This is a genomic window from Sphingobacterium hotanense (assembly GCF_008274825.1).
Taxonomy (GTDB): domain Bacteria; phylum Bacteroidota; class Bacteroidia; order Sphingobacteriales; family Sphingobacteriaceae; genus Sphingobacterium; species Sphingobacterium hotanense.
Genome location: NZ_CP030848.1, coordinates 2,379,733 through 2,406,363 on the forward strand (window position 1 = coordinate 2,379,733; position 26,631 = coordinate 2,406,363).

Consider the following 26,631-nt stretch of genomic DNA (forward strand, 5'->3'; position numbering starts at 1 on the left):
CAGAATTATTTGTTATGCATAACATCTGATTTCAAAAACGCGTGCATTTTCGTCTTCCTGTGCTTTTTTTGCAACTAAACGGACGCGATCTGCCGAGATACCATCAAAGCTATGTACGACTTTGCGTAAGATATTTTCAGTTACCTCTTCTTTCTTCACCAGTGTGCTGCCATTGTACAATTCTAGGTTATAGTCCATTAGCATTTCAGGCTGTCGTCCACGCTTCTGGTTTTTCATCACACTCGCTTCTCCGGATAAACGTAAATGACGGTTAAGACCCGAATCGAAAGTAAATTCTACAGATTTCAAGTTTTGAGGCTTGCTCCAACTAAGCTCTATATATTGCTCGCCAGAAGCTAGGCTCGCTCGCCATTGATGGCTATCACCATCTTGCACGTCACGGTTATAACCATCGATAACTTTTTTCGCTTCGAAACCCGCTAGTTCAGAAGAAGCAGTAACCTTTGCTTGCCTTGCCAAATCCAGATTATCTTCATTTTTCACCTTCAGTATCGCTTGATCTTGGCGTAGTAGAATCTGCTGATATTCTTTAAGTTTTGCTTTGTTTTCATATAGCTTTCGCGGAGTCAGATTTTCCTTCACACAGAAGGCAGCTGCGGTACCGATCGCCTGTCCCATCGTCGCACAGGTTGCCATCACACGGGTTGTAGAAAGGGCGATATGAGATACAGATACGTTCCTTCCGGCCATCATTAAATTGTCGAAGGACTTGCTGTACAAACTACGTAATGGTATAGAGTACGGTCCTTTCAGAGCGATGGATCGGAATGGGCTGAGCGAAGTATCGTCCATCCCTGCCGGCAGGTGGTCATCCAATGGCCAGCCACCATAGGCTACGCGATCTTCGAAGTTTTCTTGTTTCAAGATATCGTTTTGTGTCATGACATAATCTCCGGTAATGCGACGGCTTTCTCTTTTTCCAGGGATGGATCCAAACCAAGATAAAGCCCAGTTTGCAGATTCGGGATGATTTCCGGAATTCTTGATGTAATCCCATACACCAAATACGACCGCCATCAAATCGTGGCGAATCTTTTGACCATCATGTACAATATTTTCCAATCCACCCAACTCAATCCACCAATAACCGTACTCCCAGGAATGGATTCTACGATGCTTAAAGTCGGAGAACTCATATTTTCGAGCCCAGCTAGGTGCTTTAAACGGCATAGGTTTATCATGTTTTTGCGATTGGAAGAGAAGGCTGTTTCCCATCGTGATATCGTCGCGTACATCGAGTCCGAGGGCTTCGTTGTATTCAGATTTTGCTTCACGACCGCGCATAAATTCCGCGCCTGCCAATGCTGCCAATGTTCCATCGCCTGTACAATCGGCGAAGTACTTTGCCTTTACATTGTATATTTCTTCAGTTTGTGAACAGTAGGCTTGTATTTCATCAATCTTCTTCCCTTTTGTTTTGACATTATAAAGCATGCTGTCAAACAATAAGGTGATATTCGGATTCGATACGATTTTATCATACATCACATAGTCGAGCATTTCCCAGCAACGCTGCGGGTTGATATGCGATTCGGTCAACATCACCTCTTCGAGCAAGCCTGTTTCTCTCCACACTTGTCCTAGAGCAGTGGAGCCACAAATATGCATACGTATCTCGGAACTGGCATTGCCACCTAATCTCGATCGATTTTGAATTAATATTACCTTTAAACCATTTCTAGCAGCAGCGAGCGCGGCACAGAAGCCCGCCATCCCTCCTCCTGCTACGAGATAGTCGGTTTCTAAATTACGGATAGCAAATACTGATTCTGGTCCTTTCAGCTCACTTTCTATAATTTGCTTCTCGCTGAGTGATTTTGCAATTACAGGATCCACCAGTAAAGCTCCAGAGCCAATTCCTATGGCTTTTAAAAAGTCTCTTCTATTGTTTTTCATAATTTAAAATTTTTGCGATTAGTTCTTTCTGCTTGGGAGATGCCTTTTCAGTTGCCCTAAAAGCTGTTAAAATGCTTTTTGTTTCCTCATTTGCAGCAGAAATAGAGTTTATAATTTCAGTTATTACATGTGGTTTCATTCTATCCAATTGTTTCAAGATAGAATTGTATTGATTGGGATCTTTTAGCACATCCGCTTCCAAAACATCGATAGCGTAGTGTGGTATAAAGTCATCTTGGGCAAAAAGAAGGTTGATTATCTCTTCTTTATACTTCGTGGCTTCCGTAGGCTCCAAATGCTTTAAGAAATATTCCTGATAAACGGGTATTTCCGACTTCGCAAAATAGCTTTGCCAGTTCCGTTTCTGATACTGTTGATTCGCAAGCGCATGTAGCTCCTGCTTAATCGGCCCATTGACGATATGCCAAAGCGTATAAACGGTGTATAAGGCACCTGGCACTGTTACATTGGAAAACAAGGGCGAAGTAGGCTTCGTCACAGCGTCGATTTCTAAAGAATATTTCTTTCCATCTTTATCCAGCAAATCTTCCACGTCGTAATCACGCAAGGGAGATAAGCTATCGATTAGGATGCCCTGCAAGCGCTCGTAATCTTTTTGGTCGAAATACTGGTGATCGAATTTTGTGAAGTGGAAATCCTCCTCTTTGCTGAAATGATGATAATTGCCCAATAGATCCCAGAATAGGTTCACCACGATCGGTAGACAAATCTGGTCGTTACAGACATTGGTTTGTAGTTGAGTACCGTAGTATAAAGTTTTAGTGCTAGGGTCTTCAACTACAAACACAGGGAAACTGAGGGTATCATTAACTGTGTGAGTCAATACGGGTTCTTGCTCTTTGCTGAGGGCAGTCCAAGATTGGGCCGCGACATTAAAGAGATTACAACCCACAATTGCAACAATTAATAATATTCTATTCATATGTCAAAATAGCACTAGCCTTACATGCTTTATTTAGGATGACTCTCATCCATCTTGCTTCAACGTTTGACGGGAAAACAAAATGTTCAGATTTATTACCTAAAACCTTAACTGTTTTATAATCGAACCATTCTCCATTTCCCGAAGGATCAAGTTGAATTTTGAAATCTACGGCTTCCTGAAGATTATGAGATAATTCTATGTTACGTTTATCGTAAAATCCAAAAAGATAGGGATCACTAACTTCATTCGCTTTTACGCTTGTATTGCTCAACGGCCCGCCCTTTCCTGTTGGCTTCCCTAGTTTCCAAAGATCATCAATTGCACCGACCCATACAGCTGCTTTTCCGTCCTCGGACCGAATTATATTATCCTGATCTCCTTTTGGATTTACTCCAGATAAAACCAACAATCCGCGATATGATGCAAAATCATGTATCGCCATATCATGGCTCGCTATTGGTCTAACTTTTGCAAATCCGTCGGCATTTTCTGCCGGAAGTTCAAAAAAAGTACCATGTAAATTCATCAAATCTCTCTCTGTCGCTACTTCCCTTGCTAATCTAGTAAGACCGTTTCGCGTTAGCTTGTCAAAGGCGGCCTTTGATTTAGGAAATCGCCATCTTCGTCCAAGATCATCAACGACCAAAACGGAACTTTCCTCGACACTAACCAAGTCATTCGGAATTTCAAAGTTCTTTTTAATGATTTCAACGGTTCCCGAATTATTAACAGGTTTTAGCTCCATATCACTATTAAGCTCATAGTAACCAGTTGTATTAAAAGTTTCACCTTGAATTTTTCCTGAGAGAACACCCAATTTTCGCTGGTTATTTCCTAAAGCGTACAGATATGCTCCCAAATACTCGTTATCTCCAATTTTCGACAAGTTGTTAAATAAATCAAGCTCTTTAATTGCTAGGTTTTCACCTTGATAAGAAAACATGGCAGAATAGTTCCCAGAATCACTAACCTTAATCCTAATCCATTCGCCTTTGATATCAACCGGCATTTCTTCGCTGATAGAGTGGTTAGCAGCTACGTTAATTGATTTGTAAGGAGTCCATTTTCCATTCCCGACAAGGTCTACTTCCAGATCAAATTTTGCAGGTTTATTATTATGATTTTTTAACCAAATATTTCGCTTTTTCCAACCAGCTAAGAGAAACGGCTCTGAAACTAGGTTTTCTGTCAAGGAATCATTTATCCAAACAGCACCCTCGGCAGTTGTCGAGCCGAAGTAATCCAATTGAGCTTCATCGACAAACCATAGATTTGAATTAGATTGGCCAGCACCTTCCAGATTTCCTTTGATCTTTCTTTTATTTAAAAATTCTTTTTGTGCAGAGTCATCGCAACCAAATACAAGTTGATTATTCCATTTCGCGAAGTCTCCAATAACTTTAAGGTATGATGAACGTGGCCTAATCCCCTTTGCGTTTGATGAAGTAAATGATTTAGGGAATTTCCAAAACATTCCGTGCATCGTCATCAAATAATCACCATTACTGTCACCAATTTCGCGAATTCGCGGCCATTCTGTATTCCAACCGTGAGCACCGTCGTAGCTCCTGCTTGCTTTCGGAAGTCTATAAAAAGACCAACCTTTTTTTGAATCTCTCACCGCCAGCAAGACTGATTTATGATCCCAACCGGTCGCCCAAATTGCATCGTTGTCTGCATTATTTCCGTAGATTCCACCTGGACCTGTAACTTCAACAAACTGGTTTCTACGGACTAATTTCCAAGACTTACCGTCCCATTCAGATAGAGAGCCTGCTGGTATATCATATTGCTTTAAAGCCTTTTCGCCAGACTCGCCATTATTTGAATAGACAAGAACACCTTGTCCGCTATACACTCCTTTTCCATGTGCGCCAAATAAATCAGCAAAATTCTGTTTTTTATTCTGATACTTTGGGAGCTTTTTTAAATAGCTTTCGCTTTTTAAATTAACATCAGTGTACAGTTCAGTAATTTTCTTTGAGGTAAGGTCATACTCATAAAATCCTTCCTCCATTGTCGCAAAATATATCTTCTTCTTTGGGTCTGTTAAATGCCTAGCTAAACCAGTGTGACGTCCGGGCATATCGAATGGTGAAATAGTAGTAACAACGCCTTTATTATCTATAACGTAAGGCCCAATAAAGAGACTATTGGTTTCTTTATGGATCATACGATTCGCGGGCGTACCTCCTACGCTTCCTTCGTAGACATGTTGTTTTTTTGATTTGTCAATGATGTACAATTTATCGGACGATCCAATGGGTAAATGCGGCCCATAAGTTATCACATACAGCTTATCATTCCAAGGTACAACGGCACCAGTCCCGCACTCACCTTCATCATTGTACATTGCTAGATTAGGGTAAATTCCGCTAAAGCTTTTTTGTTGTGCAAACAATAGATTGCTACTTAAAAACGAAATTCCTAAAAATAAGATCTTAATATTTTCTTTTATCATAATGCTAATAATTTGGGTTTTGATTTAACCCACTCGTTAGTACTTCCGTTGACGGTATTGGCCATATATATTGCTTCTTTGCGTCGAATTTTCTAATTGCTATTTGTTTGATTAAACCCTGACTATAGAATCCAGAAAAATCTGGTGAGCCATCTTCATCAATAGGCGGTGCAGTTGGTAAAAACCATTTACCGGTATTAACAACCTTAGAAACTAGGTCTGCAGGATCTAACAAACCAAAATTTGGTTTATTTAAGACCTTCTCGGCGATTTTCCATCTGATGATATCCATATAGCGAAGTCCCTCTAGCGCAAACTCCATTCTTCGTTCGCTACGAAGAATTTTTCGGAGTTCTGCTTGCGCAGTTGTAGTAACTTTAGGATAATTCGTAGAAGATTTATCAACTTTATAAGCTCTAGCCCTCACTTGATTTATAGCATCTAATACCGATTGGTCAATTTCGTTCAACTCAATTTTAGCTTCCGCATAGATCAGGAGTACGTCTGCATAGCGAATTATTATATTATCGGGTTCAATCCGCCAAGAATTTAGAAGCCAATCTGAATCCACGCCTTTTCTCCAAACCAATCCATTAAATGAAGCATATTGTGCGACAGCCCTATTGTCATTGTTTGTAATCTCTTGACCTGTAGATACTCTTTTAGTCTTCAAAGCTAAAGGATGCGGTGTGTAGATTATGTCTAAAAACGGCTGATCGAATGGAACAATTGTAGCTTCACAACGAGGATCTCGGTTTTCAAATGGATTCTTAGGATTGAAAAGCGGAGATTCGTCTACTGGTAAACCGTCTGTACAATAGTAAGAGAAAAACAAGTCCCATGAAGGATCCTTTGCAGCCCATCCACCATTATTGCGCGGAATATAATTTTGGCGATCTCCTAATGCTACTCCTAAAGTAATCGAGCGCGGCAAAAGAAAGATTGATTCGGGCGATTGCTTAGTTTTCGAGAGGAACAACGCTGAGTAATCCGAGTGCAAGTTGTATAATCCTAAAGCTATACATGCAGATGCGGCTTCTTTCGCGGTCGCAAAATCGCCCATGTAAAGAGCAATACGCGCTTTCAGTGCCATCGCTGCACCCTTGGTGGCACGCTTCACTTCCGATGAGCTATACGAACTTTTTAAATGGGTAATTGCGAAATCGAAATCCTCATAAATTTTCTTTAATAATTCATCTGGATTCATTTGACCTATCGTTTTTGCTTCCTCGATACTTAATGTTTTATCCAGATAAACGACATTTCTATAATGACTCAATAAAAATGAATACATAGCCGCACGAACAAATCTTGCTTCTGCTTTATAACCATTTATCTGTGATTCGGGTAAAATATCTGCAGCTCGATCCATACCTTCAAGCACTGTGTTAGCTCTAGCAATCGCTTTGTAGGTATTTTGCCAACCACTAGTAACGAACGCCGATTGACCATTTATCGTCGCATTCGTTATATCAGTTAATCCATCTCGGTAAATCCAATCGTCCGTCCAATCGTCGACGTCTTTAATCCATAGGGCCTCTCTATATAAATCATTGAGAGACATGATGAGCTCATCAGCATCAGAATTCCAAGTTTCACTAGAACCTTGAGATAATGGATTTAAGTCAAGCTTCTGGCATGAAAACAGAAACAGTGACAAAACCAAATATATTATTTTACTTTTCATGACCTTAGCTTTTAAAATTTGACGTTAATACCGAATAAGAATGATGACGTTATTGGATATGTAAATGACGTCATTTCTGGATCCCAACCTTTAGGGAACTTATTAATAGTGAAAATATCATTAGCAGTAAATGATAATCCAAGCCCTTTAACATGATACTTTGCTAAGAAGTTTTCAGGAATTTGGTACGAGACATTCACTGATTTTAGACGAAAATATCTTCCATTAATCATCCAAAAATCCGACATAGCATAGTTATTTGTTGCTGAGGTATTAGAATATCTTGGATATTTTGCGGAGAGATTTTGAGCATCAGTATTATATTTACTCCAAGTATTTCCGTCAAGAATTGAAAGGAAGTTTCCCCAATTCTGTTGATAAGGTTGTATCATATCGGTAGTTTGACGCACGTTTTGTTTACCGACCCCTTGAATTACGACATTTAATGACAATCCGCCGTAACCCAAATTAAGCTGTCCGCCATACAAATACTGTGGTAATGAACCTCCTAGAAACACTCTATCATACTCAGGGGAAATTATCCCATCAGGAACTCCATCAGGACCCGATACGTCTTTATATTTAACATCCCCAGGCTTTACATTGGCATTCAAAACTGGGGAACCTGCAACTTCATCTGCAGTTTGATACAACCCATCGGATAAATAGCCGTACCATTCATTGAATTCGCTGCCTTCCATTTTAACTTGATTACCCAAAAACTCGGTACCGCCTAAATCTCCCATAACAGATTTGAAGTTTGAGATATTAAAAGAAAGACCATAAGTAAGTTTATTAATGTTATCCTTCCATCCTACAGCCAACTCCCATCCCTTCGTATTCATTTTTCCAGTATTTTGATTGGGATTCTCGAAACCAATGAAAACAGGAATTTGAAGTGCAAGGAGCATGTCGCTTGTTATTTTATTGTAGACGTCGAATGTAGCATTCAATCTATTGTTTAACCCTACGAAATCGAGACCTACGTCATATGACTCTGTTTTTTCCCATGTGATATCACGAATTGCATACTGCCATTGAGAAGCTGATTGTTGTGATGTAACTTGATTTCCGGTATAAAATAACGCTGTGTTAGAAAACTGAATTAAAGATTGATAAGGGTAATTCCCAATACGCTCATTACCAAGCGTTCCATAAGATGCTCTCAGTTTTAAGAAATTAAGCCAAGAGACGTCTTTCATAAAGTTTTCTTCTGAGATTGACCATCCTGCGGAAACAGATGGGAAAACACCCCATCGGTATTCTTTAGCGAATCTTGATGAACCATCGTATCGTATGTTTGCTTGAATAAAGTACTTGTTGGCATAATTATACATTGCTCGCCCGAAATAAGAACGATATGCATTTTCATATGCTGAACCAGAGTTATCTCTAAATTCCAAAGGTCCCAAATCGAGGTATGGGTAGCCGCTAAGCAAATATTGATCGCGGCTCGCTGATAGATCTTCGTTATAGTAGTAGAAGAATTCGTATCCGGCCAAAAGGTTTAGATTGTGCTTACCGAGACTCTTCATATAATTCCCTAAAAATTGGGTTGTATATTGGTAACTCTCTACTCTACTTTCCGTAAGTTTAGTTGTTTCATAACCATTAATGTAACCTAATCTTTGTTCTGGGTTGTTCCAAGCTGTATAAGGAACTTTTGTTCGAAAGGCTTTAGTCCGATCGAAGTTGAAAATTGGTGCAATCACACCCGTCAATGTAAGGCCCTCAATCGGCTTCAAGTCGATTCCTACTTTACCGCCAAATTGGGTATATTGATATTTGGTTTGCCCCCCTTGAGTCAACATCCCATAGATATTATCGCCGTCCTTCCCAGATGCAGTCCTTCCATCATCCCACATCCCTGCATAAATTGGTGCTGTAATCCCCATTCTATATAATGGATCGATAGAAGGACGATTATCCGTTGTACGTTTAAAGTTCAAGTCAACAACAGCAGATAAATAGTCGGTTACATCAATATTATTGTTTATCCGTGAAGTTAATCGCTCATAATTGCGCATCACGTATAACGCGTCTGTATCATCATACCCTAATGAGAATCTAGTCCTAAGATTTTTCCCAGCCCCAGAAACGGATAATTGATGTGCCTGTCGGCCGGCTCTGTCTTTTAGCAGTATACTTTGCCAATCGGTAATAGGATATAGATTAGGGTTTTCTTTATTTAAGTTAAGGTAGTTATCCACTAAATCTTTTGCGTAGATCGGATATTCGTTTTGGTTGTTGTTATTATCATTCCAACGAAGCTCATTCACGAGTTGCAGATAGCGTTGCGCTCCTACGTACTCTGGCAGTTCTGTTGGAGATTCCCAACCTATATCCGTATTATATTCCAAGGATAGCACACCTTCTTTACCCCGCTTTGATGTAATTAAAATAACACCGGCAGCAGCTCTGGATCCATAGATTGAAGCAGATGCAGCATCTTTAAGCACCGTTACGTTTTCGATATCGTTAGGATTGACTTGGTCCAAGCCACTAATTGGCACTCCGTCTAGAATGACCAATGGATTCAGACCGCCGTCGGTGATCGTAGTGATTCCTCGAACGCGGATTGTTGCGGCGGCACCTGGTGCATTGTTATTTCTAGTTGCCATAACCCCCGGAACTGCGCCCTGTAATGCTTGGGACAACTGGGTTGTTTTACGAACGGCGATATCTTTTCCATCTACCGATGAAATGGCGCCCGTTAGATCTTTCTTCTGGACTGTTCCATAACCAATAACGACGACCTCATCGAGTTCATTATCGTCGGGTTTAAGACGTATTAAAATACTGTTAGTTTGGTTGGTTTTAGCAACAAAATTGGTGATGGAATCGCGCTGGAAACCGACGTGGTGAACATAGATGTTGTACAGTCCATCTATGCTAAGATTGTTTAGTGTGAAAAGACCTTGATCATTCGATCCTAAAGTCTCCTTTTTCTTCGTTTTCACATCTATCACCTCGATTGTTGCTCCCGGTATTGCTGCACCGTCAATACTTATCACCTTTCCATTAGCACGTACATTGGTCTGTGCTAAAGCTTCTTGGAAAAGTGATGATAGCCCATAGATTAGCAATGGGTAAATTACTTTACTTTTCATAGTCATAAATTGTTTATAATGGTTAATGGTTACTAAAAAATGTTTATTTAATTCTTATAATATTATCTTTTATAGTAAAGTTGCATCCATTTATTTGACAGAAAATTGTAAGTAAATTTTCTAGGTTATCGTTCTGGTATAGTTCTCCTGTAAAATTACCGTTGGTAATCTTTGGATTTTCGACATCAATGGAGACACCATAAAGTCGTTCCATTATGCTGAATAGGTCGGCATTTGATACGCCACTGAAGTTGACGACTTGATTGGACCAGGCAATCGTACTTTCCGAATAATTATTGCGGATCGACTTACGCTCCTTATCCCAAGCTTTTTTATGCCCTTCCTTATTCTCGTTGATATGGTTATAGGTAAAATTAACCTTACTGACTACTATAGCCGTTGGGTTATTCAAAATGATTTCACTATCGGTATTATCTGTAGGATCTTCTACAACTATCTTTCCTTCTAACAGCTTGATGATTAAATTTTCGTTATTGTAATCGTCGATAGAAAAGGTTGTTCCAACGGCCCGCGTTTGGACACCTTGATTGATCACACGAAATGGAAGATCTTTATTTGCATGAACGAAATAGGTAATTTCGCCGGCTACTTGGTTTAACTCTCTATCTTTAGCGAAGTTGGTCCGATAAGTAAGCTTAGCTGCCGGACTTAGTTTTACTCTGCTGCTGTCTGGCAAGATATGCCATTCTGCTGATTCTGTATCATTTACGATTTCTACCAATAAAGGAGACTCCAGATGCGAAGGGCTATCGTGCTTTCCTAGTTTGTAAAACGAAAATGCAACGAATAGTAATACAGCGGCTGCGATCAACAGGCGCTTGAGTAGCAGTCCCTGTTTAGGCTTCGCTAAAATAGCATCGCATAAGAGATCTTTTTCAACTTGGTCAATATGAATGATTTCGTTGTCGGCTAAATTTTCGAATAGTTGTATCTTATCCAGTTCGTCGTCATTGCCTTCCAAATAGGACGCCACATCCTTACATTCATTGTAAGAACATTGGTTTGACAAAAACTTTTCTAAGATCTCCTTTTTCACGGTTTATAATTTAGGCGTCTTTATATCTATATACGCTCATAAAATTAAAACTACGTACTCCATGAAAAATTATTTTTAAAGATGTAGCATAATGTAGATAAGGGCGAGTATTTTCCGAAGTTGTTGCACAGATTTATAGATATGTGTTTCGACGGTTCGGATGGAAACATTCAACTTCTCAGCAATCTCTTTATGGCTATAGCCTTCGATGTATGCCATATTGAAAACCTCTTTTCGCACCGGGGAGAGTCCATTGATTGCATTTTGCAGCGAGTCCTTGAGGTCGGTAGAGAGTTCATCGATGGGGATTTTTTCCTGTTGCTTGAGGCTATCGATCATTTGCCGCTCTTTCGATTCTTTTCTCAACCAATCGATAAAAACAAGCTTGCCTTTTCTGAATAATTGAATTTCGACGGTAAGCTCCGGGCTATAACTATCGCGATATCGCCAAAATTTGATGAAGGTCTGTTGAGTTAGGTCCTGCGCGATTTCATAGGATCCTGTTTTTTTATAAAACCCAGAATATATACGGTCGTAGTATTTCGTAAATACCGCTCTAAAACTCTCCTCATCAATTTGTAAATACATATCGAGCTGCGTTTATTCTAAATGGTTAGATTCTTTTTAATAGTACGGGCAGTAAGTATCCAAATTAAGGATAATTATGGAATTTTACTATATGAAATCAAATTTGAATCAAGCTATAGGAGGATGATTTTCCATGCATTCAGCAGTTCGTTGCGTTGAATTAATTCCTTCGCTTTTAATAGTTGATGTGTTCGTCTGGTCGATTCATCTCCGATAAAGGCATTCAGCAGCTCCTGGATTTCTGGTTGGTATTGATAAGCATCAATTTCTTGCTCCTCGGGAAGTTGCTTGACGCTTTTAAGCGTATTAATCTCTTCTTCTGAGAAGATATTTGAGGCTGTAACAATACTTGGTATTTCGATCATGACACTAATTTATCGCTTTTTTTTATATACTGCTTTTAGAATAAAAAAGCTGAACCAGTTAAAGTTCAGCTTTTTTGAATGATATTACAATGTTTTATAGTTTTTCGATCACTTTATTGGCAAATTCGCTTGTTTTAAGAAGCGTTGCGTCTTCCATTAGATTATAGAAATCCACTGTGACGGTTTTTTCTTTTATCGTTTCAGCTACTGCCTGTACGATGGCATCCGCTGCTTCGCTCCAACCCATGTAATCTAACATCATGACCCCGCTTAGAATAACCGAACAAGGGTTCATACTATCCGTATTGGCGAACCTTGGTGCTGTTCCGTGGGTAGCTTCGAAAATAGCATGTCCGGTTTTATAATTGATATTTGCGCCTGGGGCAATACCAATACCACCTACCATCGCCGCTAAGGCATCTGAAATATAGTCGCCGTTTAAGTTTAACGTCGCTACCACATCATAATCCTGAGGTGCGAGTAGAATCTGTTGCAAGAAGTTGTCCGCGATAATGTCTTTAACAATTATCTTTCCTGCGGCTTCTGCTGCTTTCTGTTCGGCATTAGCCGCGTCGGCACCACTAGCCTCTTTCGTCTTTTCCCATTGATTCCAAGTGTATAGCTTATCCCCGAATTCTGACTCCGCAAGTTGATATCCCCAATTTTTAAAGGCACCCTCGGTATATTTCATGATATTACCCTTGTGTACAATGGTAATGGATTTTCTTCCTTCAGCTATAGCAAATTCGATCGCTGCTCGTATCAAACGTTTTGAGCCTTCCTCTGAGACGAACTTTAACCCGACTCCCGTTGTATTAGTGAAGTTATAATCTACGCTTAGATCGTCTTTAAGGAAGTCTTGAATGCGTCTGGCTTCCGCCGTGCCTGCTGCGAATTCTATCCCCGCGTAAATATCCTCCGTATTCTCACGAAATACGACCATATCAACTTTTTCCGGATGCTTCACGGGAGAAGGCACACCTTCGTACCATTTTGTAGGACGCTGACAAACATAAAGATCAAGCTCCTTGCGCAAAGCAACATTCAATGAACGGATTCCTCCACCGATTGGTGTTGTTAAAGGACCTTTGATACCAACAAGATATTCTTTGAATTTGTCTAATGTTGCCTCTGGCAACCAGTTTCCTGTTTCATTGAATGCTTTTTCACCGGCAAGGACTTCCAACCAGTTGATCTTCCGTTGGTTATTATAGGCTTTGGCAATTGCTGCATCGAAAACACGTACAGAAGCATGCCAGATGTCCGGCCCGATTCCGTCTCCGATAATAAAGGGTATGCTTACCTGATCTGGGACATTCAATTTCCCTGAACCGCTAATCGTTATTTTATCGCTCATTATTTATTAGTTTTTATCTTTCCCAAACATGTTACCAATTTCACGGCTGATTTTGCGGAAAATAGGCGCAGTTTGAACATCTTCGTACTCATCGATATGCATATCTGCCAAACGAGCAGGAAAGATTAAGATTAAGTTCTGATTTTTGTAGTACTTCCCAACGCGTTTTGCCAAACCATCTAACGAGTCTCTATAGGATACTTCACCATAGCGGGAAGATACAAAGACAAGCAGCGAGTCTGCATTTGAGAATGTTGCCAATCCATAGATATTATCCCAATCTTCATATAGATCATAGCTTACCGGAATGCTGGATTTCAGCGTGTCTAGCATGATTTCAATAGCTTGTTTGGTTCTGAAATTACAAACATATCTGATTGGGAGCGAAAGCTCTTGTGCGAATTTACTCATCTTTTCCATCCAGTAGGCAAAACCGACTTCCGATTCAGCCAATGGGGGAACAAAAATAGTAATGGATTTGTTTGTGATAAATGGTTTGTCTAAGCGACACATAAAAAGACTGGCATCCGTCCGGTTCAAGATACTTTCGGTTTTCTCACCTACGATTTTTTCCACGAAAGATGTTGCCGAAGGCCAACCCAGGATAAGACAGTCTGCAAAAGCTTCACGCGAGGCTCGCCCGATACCGTTGGCAATGTTGAAATCGATTGCCGTAATCAATTCAACGTCGGTCTCCGAACCTGAAGCATATTTCGCCATTTTATCAAGGTTCTGTCTGGCGAGATGTACATTTCGCTCAGCCTGTTCATCGTTAGGAACAACGCTTAAAATATTTAATGGGTGGGGTGATTTCTTAGATTTGATCAATGTTGCAAAATCCAAAATCGCTTCCATATTGTTGAGGTTTGCAATAGGAATCAAAATTTGTTCCTCGTGCTCTTCTACATGCTCCATATGTTCCTGATCCTGATGACCAGCCATGACGATTTTCTTGGAAGCATTCTCCGTAACAATCGATGCAATGATACAGCTTACTAAGATCAAGACGATCGTACCGTTCAATACGTTTTCATCAATGATGTCATTGTTGTATCCTACCATGATGATCGCAAGTGTTGCGGCCGCATGGGCATTACTAAGACCGAAGATAAGGTTTCGCTCGTTGTTGTTGTATTTAAACACCCATTGAGTAGCGGTAGCTGCCAGGAATTTACCCACGACGCCAACTAGCGTCAATACACCTGCCACGTAAAATACCGTTAGCCCCTCTCCCTTTGTAAACACGCTGATATCAACGATCATGCCCACAGAAATCAAGAAGAATGGGATAAATATCGCATTACCGATAAACTCGACTCTATTCATCAACGCAGATGAATGTGGAATCAATTTATTCAGTGCTAAACCCGCAACGAATGCGCCGATGATTGGTTCAAGGTTTGCCATTTCCGCCAGGAAGGCAGCAAAGAAGACAACAGTAAGTACAAATATGTAGTGCGCCGTTTTTTCGCCTTCGATCTTTTCGAAGAACCATTTGGCAATCTTCGGGATCACACCGAACATTATGAAAAGGAAGATGGCGAAAGATACGCCTAATGTCACCCAGAACTCGTTATTGATGTCACCTTGCGAGGCGCCCTTGATCACTGCCAGAATTATCAGTACAGCAGTATCCGTAAGGATAGTACCACCAATGGTAATAGCGACAGCTTCATTTTTCGAAATACCGTAGCGGTTAACGATTGGATAGGAAACCAATGTATGCGTTGCGAACATACTCGCAATGAGGATACTCGAAAGTAGACTGTAGTCCAAGACATAATAACAGACCGGGAATCCAATAGAAATCGGGATGATGAAAGTAAAGAATCCAAACATCAGACTCTTATGTTTGGTCTTTTTAAACTCATTCATATCAAGCTCTAAACCCGCAATAAACATGATATAGAGCAATCCAATAGTGGAGAATAAATCAACCGCCGAATTTTTCTCCAGCCAATTTAGACCATGCGGTCCAATGATCATCCCTGAAATAATCAAACCGATTATACCCGGTACTTTAATTGGGCGTAATAAGATTGGTGATAAGAGAATGATGAATAAGACAAGGGAAAATATTAGGACGGGATTGGTTAATGGCGCTTCAAAAGCATGGGCTAAGTGGTCAAAAACTTTGTTCATATATATTCGCTTGTTTATGGTACAACTATTAAAAGTCGTAATTGTTTTTCTAGCGAAAGATAATGAAAATTCTAATTTTTAAGAAAAAAGAGGCCGTTAGCAGTTGAACTATTTAAACTGAATGGTCTTGATTGGCGATATTCGGCTAATCAGCATAGAAGGGATAAATAGGGTTATCAACGCAATAAAGATCAAAGCCAGGTTGAGCCAAATAACTGTAAGCCAGGAGATATCCATTGGCACGAAGGAAACGTAGTAAACCGACGGGTCCAGCTTGAAGAAATGTGTGCTGCGTTGGAAAAAATAAAGTGCAATCGCAAGAAAGTTACCTAACAAAAGTCCGTATCCGATTAAATAAAGCGAATTATAAAGGAATACAGTTCGAATTTTTCGATTTTGCATACCCAGCGATTTCAAGATACCAATCATCGGTGATCGCTCAAGGATACTGATCAATAAGGCCGATATCATATTGATGACTGCTACGACGACCATCAGCACAAAGATGATATTGTCGTTCATATCGAGCATATTCAACCAGTTGAAGATATCCGGCATTTGTTCTACGACATTCGTTGCATATAATTCGATAGGAAGCTGATCATTGACGTCTTGAGTTGTCTTTGCTAGCTGGTTGAAGTCCTTTACCCGTACTTCATAGCCGCCCACTTCGTTGTCTGCAAGATTGTTCAGCTTGCGAATTAACGATAAGGAACCGATTACATAGATCTTATCTAACTCTTCTGAGTTTGTTGTATAAATCCCCCGAATAGTAAATTTCCGCTTTCTAACCGGTTCTTGGATGAAATACATAATGAAATCATCCCCTACTTTAAGGTTCAGCCGATTTGCAATAAGGCTGGAGATAAGCAATTGGTTTTCGGCATTCTCTGCTTTGAAGTCTATAGGTTCTCCCTCTATAATCGTTTTGGAAAGGAACTCCTGATCATAATCCTGATCAATTCCTTTCAGGAGAACGCCTTCGACTTCGCCCTTCACGTTCATTATTCCGGCTTTGGTAGCAAAAGGATATACATTGATGACATTACTGTCTGCCTCCAGCGTTTGGATTTGACTCTTTGTAAGTGAAATTGGAGTATTGACATAGGAGTCGTTACGATCATTTTTTAAGATAATGACATCACCAAAGAAGCCGCGCTGCTTATCTGTGATTTCGCCCTTGAATCCTCGCAGTATCGCGACAGCCATAATAATTGCCAAAATTGCGAGCGTCAAAGCTCCAATCGTTACTCGCACGATTAGTTTCGAGAAAGTACGATTTCCAGATAGTGTGATTCGTTTGGCTAAGAAAAATGGAAAATTCAAGCTTAAATTAAATTTGTAACTTCGCAAAGTTATAAAAATTCGTTTCACATGCGAATTGAAATTACATTATCAAGATTCTAGTATGCGTATAATTTTCATGGGTACCCCCGATTTTGCGGTTGCCTCGTTAAAAGCTTTAATAGATGCAGGTGAAGAGGTTGTGGCAGTAGTGACGGCGCCTGACAAACCTGCAGGTAGAGGTCAAAAGTTACATCAGTCTGCTGTCAAACAATTTGCAGTAGAAAATAATCTTCCGGTTCTACAACCGGAGAAACTTAGATCTCCGGAATTTATAGAGGAGCTCCGCTCTTTCCGCGCAGACTTGCAAGTTGTGGTAGCTTTTAGAATGTTACCTGAAATCGTATGGAACATGCCAAAAAATGGCACTGTAAATGTTCATGGGTCGTTATTGCCAAATTATCGCGGCGCTGCCCCTATTAATCATGCAGTAATCAACGGTGAAAAGAAAACTGGGGTAACCACATTTTTGCTTCAACATGAAATAGATACCGGAAATATTCTATTAGCGGACGAGGTTGAGATTAAGGAAACTGATGATGCCGGAACAGTGCATGATAATCTGATGCACCTAGGAGCTAAGTTAATCGTAAAAACCGTAGATGCGATAAAGCGCGGATCAATAGATCCGATTCCGCAGAGCGGGCTTATCAATGAATCGGATATTAAACATGCTCCGAAAATCTTTAAAGAAGATTGCCAGATTAACTGGGAAAAAGATACTACTACGGTTTACAACTTCATTCGTGGCCTAAGCCCCTATCCTACTGCTTTTACGCATCTGGACAACAAAGTTTTAAAGGTATACAAAACAGAAAAGGAACTGATTCCGCACAATTATGAAGCAGGAAAATTTATCAGCGATGGTAAAACTTATCTCAAGGTAGCAACCCTTGATGGCTTTATTAAATTAAATGAAATTCAAATCGAGGGAAAAAAGCGAATGTATGTCGCAGACTTTCTTAGAGGCTATAAATCCGAAGAAACTATCATTGTTCCTTAAACTCTAAGATATCCCCGGGCTGACATTCCAGCGCCCGACAAATCGCATCCAACGTACTTAATCGGATAGCTTTCGCTTTCTGATTCTTTATGATGGATAGATTTGATAACGTTATTCCCACTTTGTCACTCAATTCATTGAGTGACATTTTCTTTTTAGACATCATCTGGTCCAAGTGAATCATAATTGGCATAAGTTTGCGTTTATTTCAGTTTCACATTCAAAACAAAATGTACCTAAAAATGTTTTAGTTACTAGATAATAAAAGGTGAGATTAAAAGTTTAGATAATAAAGATTGTAATATTATGATTGCAGTATCAGGTAAACTATAATATTTGGAATGATTTTTGTGAATAGTTTTACCTCAACTCACCACTGCTAAGTAACTCATTATGAGTTTATAATTTACAATTATATTAGAATTTAATGAAGAAATTTCGCTATGTTTGCGAACATTTCAGAATAGAAAGGTTTATATTATTAAATGAGACAGCTCAAAATTACGCAATCCATCACCAATCGTGAGTCCCAATCGTTAGATAAATACTTACATGAAATTGGAAAAGTAGATTTAATTTCAGCAGAAGAAGAAGTTATTCTAGCGCAAAGAATCCGCGAAGGTGATCAAGTAGCATTAGAGAAATTAACAAAAACCAATCTTCGCTTTGTCGTTTCAGTTGCAAAACAATATCAGAATCAAGGTTTAACATTAGGTGACTTGATCAATGAGGGCAATTTAGGCTTAATTAAGGCAGCAAAACGCTTTGACGAAACAAAAGGATTTAAGTTTATCTCCTATGCGGTTTGGTGGATTCGTCAATCTATTCTTCAAGCAATTGCAGAGCAATCTCGTATCGTTCGTCTACCGTTAAACCAAGTAGGATCATTAAGTAAAATTAGTAAAGCCTTCTCGAAACTTGAGCAAGAATACGAACGTGAGCCATCACCAGAAGAGTTAGCAGATATCCTTGAAACAACAGTGGATAAAGTATCTGATACTTTAAGTAATTCTGGCCGCCACGTATCTATGGATGCTCCTTTCGTGCAAGGAGAAGAAAACACATTACTTGACGTTTTAGAAAATAGCGACCCAGATACAGATAGTTCTTTAATTGATGAGTCTTTATCCGAAGAAATCAAACGTTCGTTAGCAACATTAACAGAAAGAGAACGCGAAATCATCGTTTTATTCTTTGGATTAGGATCTAATCATCAATTGTCACTTGAGGAAATCGGCGAAAAATTTAGCTTAACTAGAGAACGCGTTCGTCAAATTAAAGATAAAGCTTTACAGAGACTACGTCATACTTCTAGAAGCAAGATTCTTAAATCGTATTTAGGATAGAAATTTTATTGAAAGCATAAGTAAAGCGCAATTTAACAATTGCGCTTTTTTTATGCCCATTTGGCATTACCACAAGGCACAAAAAAAAATTACCTTCACATTTAGCAAAGGCAATTCATTAATCTTGATAAAAGAAAAATTATTTCTTGTGTAATTGTTCGTATAAGTCAATTACTTTTTTCTGTAAATCAATTACTTCAGCCTCACGAGCCTGTAATCTCTTCTGTAATTCATTAACTTCGTTCTGGATTTGCTTATCTTCTTCAGGATCTGAAGTGGATAAAAGTTGTACTAATGACAATCCGAATAACTTTGAAATTTGGTTCAGCCTAGAAAGGTTGACATCGGTAATTCCGGTTTCAATCTTTGAAAACGCAGGAATTGAGATATCCAATCGCTTGGCTACATCCTCCTGACTCCAGCCCTTCTGGTGTCTAAGTAATCTAATTTTTTTTCCTAATGCATTCATGGGTAAAATGTAAAATATTTATTTATTAAGTAATTATCAAATTTAAACAAATAAAGTATATTTCAAAATGCCAATATTAAAATTTTAGAAAATTTTTATAAGTATCTTAAAAATTTCTTAAAAATTTGTCTGCAAAGCTTGACATATTTACCCCATTGTAATTGTTTGAACTCATAAATAGCAAATTGTACCCAGTTGACTTAAAACCCTCTAAAAAGTGCTCTAAATCAGCTATTTGCGTTATCACTTGGAATGAAGGATGGTTGAACGCTTGAGTTAAATTTTCAATAGCATTATCCAATACTATATTTTTTTCCTTTAAAAGAGAAATATTCACAAAAACAGCCGCGAAATCTGACTCATTCATACTATTTGTGTACTCTTGAATAAAGTGTGGATCAAGACTATCATAAGCATTCAATTCGATAACCGTAACGAGTGCTTGATTCGGAAACTGTTCTTTGACTGCGTGAATACTTGAACGTAATTTGGACGGCGTATGGGCGAAATCTTGGTAGACTACACTGCCATTCTGACTTGCGACAAATTCTAGATAACGAATTGAACTCTTGAAGTCCTGGATAGCATGATAAAACTCATCTCGCTTAACACCCAGCCATTCACACACCGTAAAAGCGCCTGCGACATTAGAGAGGTTATGTTTTCCGAAAATCTTTAACGGAATGCGATCTTCGCCATGATTTAAATAGGTTACTCCTTTGTTTATAGAATACTCAGGGAGCTTATATCCATGGCGATTTATTTTGATATCCATAGTGCGCTCTACAATCGCTCTAGTGCGCTCATCGTCCTTATTATAGATTAGAGTACCTTTGGGAAAAATCGTTCTTATAAAGTCCTCAAATTGCTTATAATAAGCTTCTTCATCGATAACAGTTTTAAAGTGATCCCACTCTACTCCGGAAATCAATGCGATATTAGGTTTATATTCTAAGAATTTAGAATGCTTATCCACGGAGGATGCGTAATATTCATCACCCTCGATGATCATGAGATTATTGTCCGGATTTAGCTGCAATAAGTCATCAAATCCTTCTAATTGAGCGCCTACTAGGTAGTCGAATGGCTTGCCGAGCTTCTTCAACACATGCATAATCATGCTTGTGATGGTCGTTTTACCATAAGTCCCTGCGATTACGACGCGTATTTTGTCTACACTTTGCTCATATACGAATTCTGGAAACGAGTAGATTTTAAGACCTAATTCCTGAGCCTTTTTAAGCTCCGGATTTTCTTCCTCGGCATGCATCCCAAGAATGACAGCATCGATATCCTCACTTACTTTCTCGGGAAACCATCCTAATTCTTTAGGAAGCAGCCCGGCTTCCAGTAAATGCGATTTAGAGGGTTCCACGATTTGATCGTCAGAACCACTAACCTGATGGCCTTGCTCGGCTAAGTTAATAGCCAAATTATGCATAATGCTTCCGCCTATGGCAATAAAATGAATACGCATTTAATTAGCTTTAGTAAACTTGGCTGCACACCAATTATCGAGAACTTTATTTTCCACATATTGGAAACCAACTGACTCGGCCTTTTGTTTGAGAATTTCGAGATCTTCTCCATCATAGAAGCCGGAAAGATATAGTTCGCCTCCATTAGCCAAACAGGCAGCATAGGTATCCAACTGATCTAGCAAAATATTCCGGTTGATATTAGCAAGAATAGTCTCAAAAGACAAGCCCTCAATAGCTTCCTTAGAACCCAATTTAGCCGCTATATTACTAACATCATTTAATTGAACATTCTCAATCACACTGTCGACACAAACTGGATCGTAGTCAACAGCAAGCAATTGCTTTGCTCCTCTTTTTGAAGCAAGAATCGCTAAAATTCCCGTACCACAGCCCATGTCCAAGACTTCTTTTCCATTGAATTCGTTTTCTAGAATAAAAGAAAGCATCATGGAAGTCGTCTGATGATGACCTGTGCCAAATGACATTTTAGGATCGATGATTATCTGATATGGGTACTCTGGGCGATCTTCATGAAATGTTGCACGAACATAGCACGTATTATCGACAAGAATCGGGTTGAAGTTACTTTCCCAAATCTGGTTCCAATTTTTCTCCTCAATTTCCTTTACCTGATAGTCTAGGTCAAATCCATCAACTTCGCTTAGCAACACAGATTCCAAAGCTTGGATATCTAAATTAGCAGAAGGGATATAGGCTTCGAAACCTCCATCAATATCTTCGAAAGTATCAAAACCAATTTCTGCTAATTCAGAAATTAGCAAATCCTTTTGCCAATCTTCAATACTTGAAGACGTAAAAGTAACTGCTGAGTATTTCATATATTACGCGTTAAATACACTAATAATTTGTAAGAAATCGCGAGATTTCAAAGATGCACCGCCAATCAAACCGCCATCAATATCCGGTTGTGAGAATAAGCTTTGCGCATTAGATGGATTAGCACTTCCGCCATAAAGGATAGTCGTATCGTCAGCAATAGTTTCTCCATACTTTTCAGCAATAGTTTTGCGGATAAAAGCATGAACTTCTTGCGCTTGCTCCGGGCTAGCCGTTAATCCTGTTCCGATAGCCCAAACTGGTTCATATGCTAAAACGACCGATTTAAACGCTTCAGGACTTAAATGAAATAAACCTTTGCTCAATTGCGTTTTGATGATATCGAAGAAAGAACCCGATTCGCGCTCTTCTTTTGTTTCACCAATACAGAATATAGGCTTCAAATCATGTTTCAAAGCAGCATCTACTTTTTCAGCCAATAACTCATCAGTTTCACCGAAATAAGCTCTACGCTCTGAATGGCCTAGGATAACATAGCTCGCACCTGTAGATTTTACTTGAGAAGCCGATATTTCGCCTGTAAAGGCACCTGATTCCGCTTGATGAATATTCTGTGCACCTATCGCCACGTTGGCTACAGGAGCGCTTAATTTAGCTAAAGCCGGCAAATGGATAAAAGGACTACATACCACAACTTCTTGATTTCCTCTGACCTCATCTTTCACCATGTTCACAATTTCTGAGAAAAGGCTTACACCCTGCTCATAATCCATGTTCATTTTCCAGTTTCCTGCTACGATGTTCTTACGCATAAATTATATATTAATGGTTGATTAATTGCACTCTTAAACTCTCTGTGTCCTTAAAAACACGTCTTATTATTTCATAACCTTTTAAATGATTGCTATTTGCCGAGCCCTGCTTTCGCTGCAACATATTTAAAAATCCATCCAACTTATAATCGGTGTACTCCTTGTCGGTTAACCAACTAAAATCTGGAACAAATTTGGGAATAAATTTCGACAATGCTATCTGCGCACCGACGCCAATCACGCTTCCCGTATTAAATGAGGAATTTATAGCTGCCATTGCATAATCCCCCATCATCAATCCACATTTCTGCAATTTGGTATCACGCATTCCTCCGCTAAAATAGTCATATAATTTGACTGTACTCCAGTTATTCTTCAAGTTTGAGTTACTTGTGCCGGCGCCTAAATTGCAGCCCTCACCAATAACCGAACATCCCAGATAACCGTCATGTCCTTTCGCGCTGTTACCCCAAAGGACAGAGTTATTGACCTCACCTCCTACTGTGCTTTGAGGCCCGATCGACACATTCTCATACAGTCGAGACCCCATTTTAACCCGAGCGCTATCTCCAATTCCTACATAGCCTCTAAGAAAGCTGCCCTCTTCTAGATTCGCGTGCTTTCCAATATAGATGGGTCCATTCAGGCTATTTAAACTGACGCTTTCAACTTGAGCACCCTCTTCAACAAAAATCCATTCACCAAAGATCATATTGCTACTGCTCAACTTGGCGGTACTCCTTCCTTTGGTCAATAAATTAAAATCGAAAAGCAATTGTTTCTTATTGTGCAGATAAATGTCTTCAGGGTAACAAACTTCCTCTATTGGAAAATCAACGTTAATCGGTTTAAGATCAGAAAACGTAATATCTATTCCTACAGGAAGTAGTTCTGTTTTTGCTGCTATCCACGCTCCATTCTTAACCAAACATTCGCCGACAGACAACCTATCGATTGCCTCAAGCAATTGATCTGATGGCAGAACACTAGCTTTAATAATCAGATTATATGTAGTATCGGAATTGATCAGCGGAAATGCATCCTGAAGATAATCTACGGTCAAATAGCCAACCTCCTTTCCGAAGATTTGGCGCCATTTTTCATCTATCGTACATATGCCAACACGTAGATTGCCTACAGGCCTCGTGGCGCTAAAAGGCAACAATTGCCTCCGCCATTCGGCATTATCATATAATACGATAGAACAGGACATAAATTAAATAAAAATACATAAAAAAACCCGATAAGCTAATGTTATCGGGATCTTCTTTAATTTCTTGTAGGAAATAAAACTTATTTCTTGTTGTAACGGCTACGGAATTTATCAATACGTCCGGCTGTATCAACTAATTTCATCTTACCAGTGTAAAAAGGGTGTGAAGTGTGAGAAATCTCTAATTTCACTAATGGATATTCAGTACCATCTTCCCAAGTAATGGTCTCTTTTGTGTCAACACAAGATTTAGTGATGAAAGCGTAGTCGTTAGACATGTCTTTGAAAACAACTAATCTGTAGTTCGATGGATGCAAATCTTTTTTCATTTTATCTTATGATTACTATATATTCAACAATTGAGGTGCAAAGATAATTTATTTTTTCATCAAATACAAAAAACCATAAAATTTCATTCCACATAGTGTTAATAAAATTCCTTTGCTTTATTATCGTTGAGCACTCAACATGCAAAAATTGCAAATTGCTTTGAAATTTACAAGCTCAATACTATAATAATCTCCTTTTTTTGCCTTCCCATATCGATTAAGTAGTTCTAATTTCCTACTTTTGCAGTCAATTTAAGTTCGAAAAACAACTTGCATGTTTTCCTCGAAATACCAAGAAGATTGAATTTTCTTATTGGCCTTTAAAAACAGACACATTTCAGAAAAAATGAGTATCGTATTATCAGAACAAGAACAACAGCGCAGGCTAAACCTTCAAGGAATGATCGACCTCGGAATCAATCCTTTCCCTGCGGAAGAATTTGTCGTAAATGCAACGGCAGAAGACATATTAGCAAACTACGAAAGAGATAAACTCAACTATAAGAACATCCAATTTGCAGGACGCATCATGAGTCGTCGTGTGATGGGAAGTGCTTCTTTCATTGAATTACAAGACTCTACTGGACGTATTCAGGCTTATGTAAAGCGTGATGATATCTGCCCTACCGAAGATAAAACCCTTTATAATACAGTATTCAAAAAACTTCTTGATATCGGTGATATCGTAGGGATTAGAGGATATGTATTCACAACGCAGACTGGCGAGATCAGTATACATGTAGAAGAGTTAAAAGTATTGACGAAGTCTTTACGTCCTCTTCCAATCGTAAAAGAAGCTGATGGTAAAACATTTGACGCCTTTACTGATCCAGAACAAAGATACCGCATGCGTTATGTGGATTTAATCGTTAATGCACAGAATAGAGAGATTTTTGTGAAGCGCACAAAGCTCTTTAACGCGATGCGCGAATATTTCAACAACGCTGGATATATGGAGGTTGAAACTCCAATTCTTCAGTCCATTCCTGGTGGTGCTGCTGCACGTCCGTTCATTACACATCACAATGCGCTTGACATACCATTGTATCTAAGAATTGCAAACGAACTTTACTTAAAGAGATTAATCGTTGGTGGTTTTGATGGTGTTTACGAGTTTTCTAAAAACTTCCGTAACGAAGGTATGGATCGCACGCATAATCCAGAGTTTACCGCAATGGAAATCTACGTTGCTTACAAAGACTACAATTGGATGATGGATTTCACCGAAAGACTTCTTGAGCACTGTGCATTAGCGGTAAACGGAACGACCCAAGCTACCTTCAACGAGCATAAGATTGATTTCAAAGCACCTTATCCTCGCGTAAGCATGACGGAAGCAATCAAACAGTTCACAGGATTCGATATTACCGGAAAGTCTGAAGACGAGATTCGCGAAGCAGCAAAAGGTATGGGAATCGCCGTAAATGAAACAATGGGTAAAGGTAAATTGATTGATGAAATCTTTGGCGAGAAATGTGAAGGAAACTTTATCCAACCAACATTCATCACAGACTACCCTATCGAGATGTCACCATTGACGAAAAAGCACCGCGACAATCCAGAACTGACGGAGCGTTTTGAATTGATGGTATGTGGTAAGGAAATTGCAAATGCATATTCTGAGCTGAACGACCCTATCGATCAACGCGAAAGATTCGAAGATCAGCTGAAACTTTCCGAAAAAGGAGACGATGAGGCGATGTTCATCGATCAAGATTTCCTACGTGCATTAGAGTATGGTATGCCTCCTACTTCAGGACTAGGTATCGGAATGGACAGATTGATTATGTTCTTAACAAACAATCCTTCTATTCAAGAAGTATTGTTCTTCCCTCAAATGCGCCCTGAGAAAGTGGCTAAAGTAGCTTCCGTAGCAGATTATGTTGCTTTAGGAATTCCAGAAGGTTGGGTACCGGTTCTTCAAAAAATGGGCTTCAATGCCATCGAAGCATTGAAAGAAGCCAATCCAAACAAGGTTTTCAATGACCTTGGCGGAATGCGCAAAAAAATGAAATTAGATATAGCTATGCCAACAAAGGATGAAGTCCTTGCTTGGTTTGCATAAATAGCGCGCAGAATAGAAAAATTCTGAATCAAACTAAATTTAAGCCTCACAAATTGTGGGGCTTTTATTTTTTTCAGACCAATTGCTAAGAACTAATCTCCTATTTAACTTCCTTGCTATCAAACAAAACAATGGATTAAC

The 26,631-nt window shown here is 39.3% G+C and carries 21 protein-coding genes; 3 read left to right on the plus strand and 18 right to left on the minus strand.

Features of this window, described 5'->3' with window-relative positions:
- Positions 1-12 precede the first annotated feature (12 nt).
- The 11 genes from DSM08_RS09905 to DSM08_RS09955 all read right to left on the minus strand — a co-directional run bounded on the left by DSM08_RS09905 (position 13) and on the right by DSM08_RS09955 (position 16,956).
- Complete coding sequence (locus tag DSM08_RS09905) at positions 13-1,917, minus strand: FAD-dependent oxidoreductase (RefSeq protein ID WP_149526004.1); 1,905 nt, start codon at positions 1,915-1,917, stop codon at positions 13-15.
- On the minus strand, positions 1,904-2,860 hold the full coding sequence (locus DSM08_RS09910) for a hypothetical protein (RefSeq protein WP_149526005.1): 957 nt from the start codon (positions 2,858-2,860) through the stop codon (positions 1,904-1,906). The genes DSM08_RS09905 and DSM08_RS09910 overlap by 14 nt, the downstream gene beginning before the upstream one ends.
- Entirely contained in the window at positions 2,853-5,324 is a 2,472-nt protein-coding gene (locus tag DSM08_RS09915; RefSeq protein WP_149526006.1) for a hypothetical protein, read from the minus strand. Before DSM08_RS09915 ends, DSM08_RS09910 begins: the two co-directional genes overlap by 8 nt.
- A gap of 4 nt (positions 5,325-5,328) precedes the next feature.
- Entirely contained in the window at positions 5,329-7,011 is a 1,683-nt protein-coding gene (locus DSM08_RS09920; RefSeq protein ID WP_149526007.1) for a RagB/SusD family nutrient uptake outer membrane protein, read from the minus strand.
- A gap of 11 nt (positions 7,012-7,022) precedes the next feature.
- Positions 7,023-10,121 carry a SusC/RagA family TonB-linked outer membrane protein gene (locus tag DSM08_RS09925; RefSeq protein WP_246172201.1) on the minus strand — a complete coding sequence of 1,033 codons (3,099 nt, stop codon included), beginning with the start codon at positions 10,119-10,121 and terminating at the stop codon, positions 7,023-7,025.
- A gap of 43 nt (positions 10,122-10,164) precedes the next feature.
- Entirely contained in the window at positions 10,165-11,178 is a 1,014-nt protein-coding gene (locus DSM08_RS09930) for a FecR family protein (protein ID WP_149526009.1), read from the minus strand.
- Positions 11,179-11,253: 75 nt separating this feature from the next.
- Positions 11,254-11,766: an RNA polymerase sigma factor gene (locus DSM08_RS09935; RefSeq protein WP_149526010.1), complete on the minus strand. Its 513-nt coding sequence runs from the start codon at positions 11,764-11,766 to the stop codon at positions 11,254-11,256.
- Positions 11,767-11,879: 113 nt separating this feature from the next.
- Positions 11,880-12,131, minus strand: a complete 252-nt coding sequence (locus DSM08_RS09940) for a hypothetical protein (RefSeq protein WP_149526011.1) — start codon at positions 12,129-12,131, stop codon at positions 11,880-11,882.
- Between the two features lie 94 nt (positions 12,132-12,225).
- Complete coding sequence (gene icd / locus DSM08_RS09945; RefSeq protein WP_149526012.1) at positions 12,226-13,488, minus strand: NADP-dependent isocitrate dehydrogenase; 1,263 nt, start codon at positions 13,486-13,488, stop codon at positions 12,226-12,228.
- 6 nt (positions 13,489-13,494) lie between these two features.
- Positions 13,495-15,630, minus strand: a complete 2,136-nt coding sequence (locus DSM08_RS09950; protein ID WP_149526013.1) for a cation:proton antiporter — start codon at positions 15,628-15,630, stop codon at positions 13,495-13,497.
- A 108-nt stretch (positions 15,631-15,738) separates the two neighbouring features.
- On the minus strand, positions 15,739-16,956 hold the full coding sequence (locus tag DSM08_RS09955) for an ABC transporter permease (RefSeq protein ID WP_246172202.1): 1,218 nt from the start codon (positions 16,954-16,956) through the stop codon (positions 15,739-15,741).
- A gap of 82 nt (positions 16,957-17,038) precedes the next feature.
- Between DSM08_RS09955 and fmt the strand changes: the two genes are divergently transcribed.
- On the plus strand, positions 17,039-17,977 hold the full coding sequence (gene fmt, locus DSM08_RS09960) for a methionyl-tRNA formyltransferase (RefSeq protein WP_149526014.1): 939 nt from the start codon (positions 17,039-17,041) through the stop codon (positions 17,975-17,977).
- On the opposite strand, the gene DSM08_RS09965 is transcribed toward fmt, so the two are convergent.
- Positions 17,964-18,170 carry a helix-turn-helix domain-containing protein gene (locus DSM08_RS09965; protein WP_149526015.1) on the minus strand — a complete coding sequence of 69 codons (207 nt, stop codon included), beginning with the start codon at positions 18,168-18,170 and terminating at the stop codon, positions 17,964-17,966. The two genes, fmt and DSM08_RS09965, sit on opposite strands and share 14 nt — an antisense overlap.
- A 292-nt stretch (positions 18,171-18,462) precedes the next feature.
- Here DSM08_RS09965 and DSM08_RS09970 point away from each other — a divergent pair, with 292 nt between their 5' ends.
- Positions 18,463-19,323, plus strand: coding sequence for a sigma-70 family RNA polymerase sigma factor (locus DSM08_RS09970; RefSeq protein WP_093096797.1), 861 nt, complete (start codon positions 18,463-18,465; stop codon positions 19,321-19,323).
- A gap of 139 nt (positions 19,324-19,462) precedes the next feature.
- Here the strand turns inward: DSM08_RS09970 and DSM08_RS09975 are convergent, their stop codons facing one another.
- From DSM08_RS09975 to DSM08_RS10000, 6 genes are all read right to left on the minus strand, one after another.
- Positions 19,463-19,792: a helix-turn-helix domain-containing protein gene (locus DSM08_RS09975; RefSeq protein WP_149526016.1), complete on the minus strand. Its 330-nt coding sequence runs from the start codon at positions 19,790-19,792 to the stop codon at positions 19,463-19,465.
- A 106-nt stretch (positions 19,793-19,898) separates the two neighbouring features.
- On the minus strand, positions 19,899-21,269 hold the full coding sequence (locus DSM08_RS09980; RefSeq protein ID WP_149526017.1) for a UDP-N-acetylmuramate--L-alanine ligase: 1,371 nt from the start codon (positions 21,267-21,269) through the stop codon (positions 19,899-19,901).
- Entirely contained in the window at positions 21,270-22,112 is an 843-nt protein-coding gene (gene prmA, locus DSM08_RS09985) for a 50S ribosomal protein L11 methyltransferase (RefSeq protein ID WP_149526018.1), read from the minus strand. It lies immediately after the preceding gene.
- Between the two features lie 3 nt (positions 22,113-22,115).
- A complete protein-coding gene (gene tpiA, locus DSM08_RS09990; protein ID WP_149526019.1) occupies positions 22,116-22,883 on the minus strand; it encodes a triose-phosphate isomerase in 768 nt (255 codons plus the stop codon).
- 10 nt (positions 22,884-22,893) lie between these two features.
- Positions 22,894-24,096, minus strand: coding sequence for a putative sugar nucleotidyl transferase (locus tag DSM08_RS09995; RefSeq protein ID WP_149526020.1), 1,203 nt, complete (start codon positions 24,094-24,096; stop codon positions 22,894-22,896).
- An 80-nt stretch (positions 24,097-24,176) separates the two neighbouring features.
- Complete coding sequence (locus tag DSM08_RS10000) at positions 24,177-24,425, minus strand: type B 50S ribosomal protein L31 (RefSeq protein ID WP_094256557.1); 249 nt, start codon at positions 24,423-24,425, stop codon at positions 24,177-24,179.
- A gap of 346 nt (positions 24,426-24,771) precedes the next feature.
- Between DSM08_RS10000 and lysS the strand changes: the two genes are divergently transcribed.
- On the plus strand, positions 24,772-26,490 hold the full coding sequence (gene lysS, locus DSM08_RS10005) for a lysine--tRNA ligase (protein ID WP_149526021.1): 1,719 nt from the start codon (positions 24,772-24,774) through the stop codon (positions 26,488-26,490).
- Positions 26,491-26,631 lie beyond the last annotated feature (141 nt).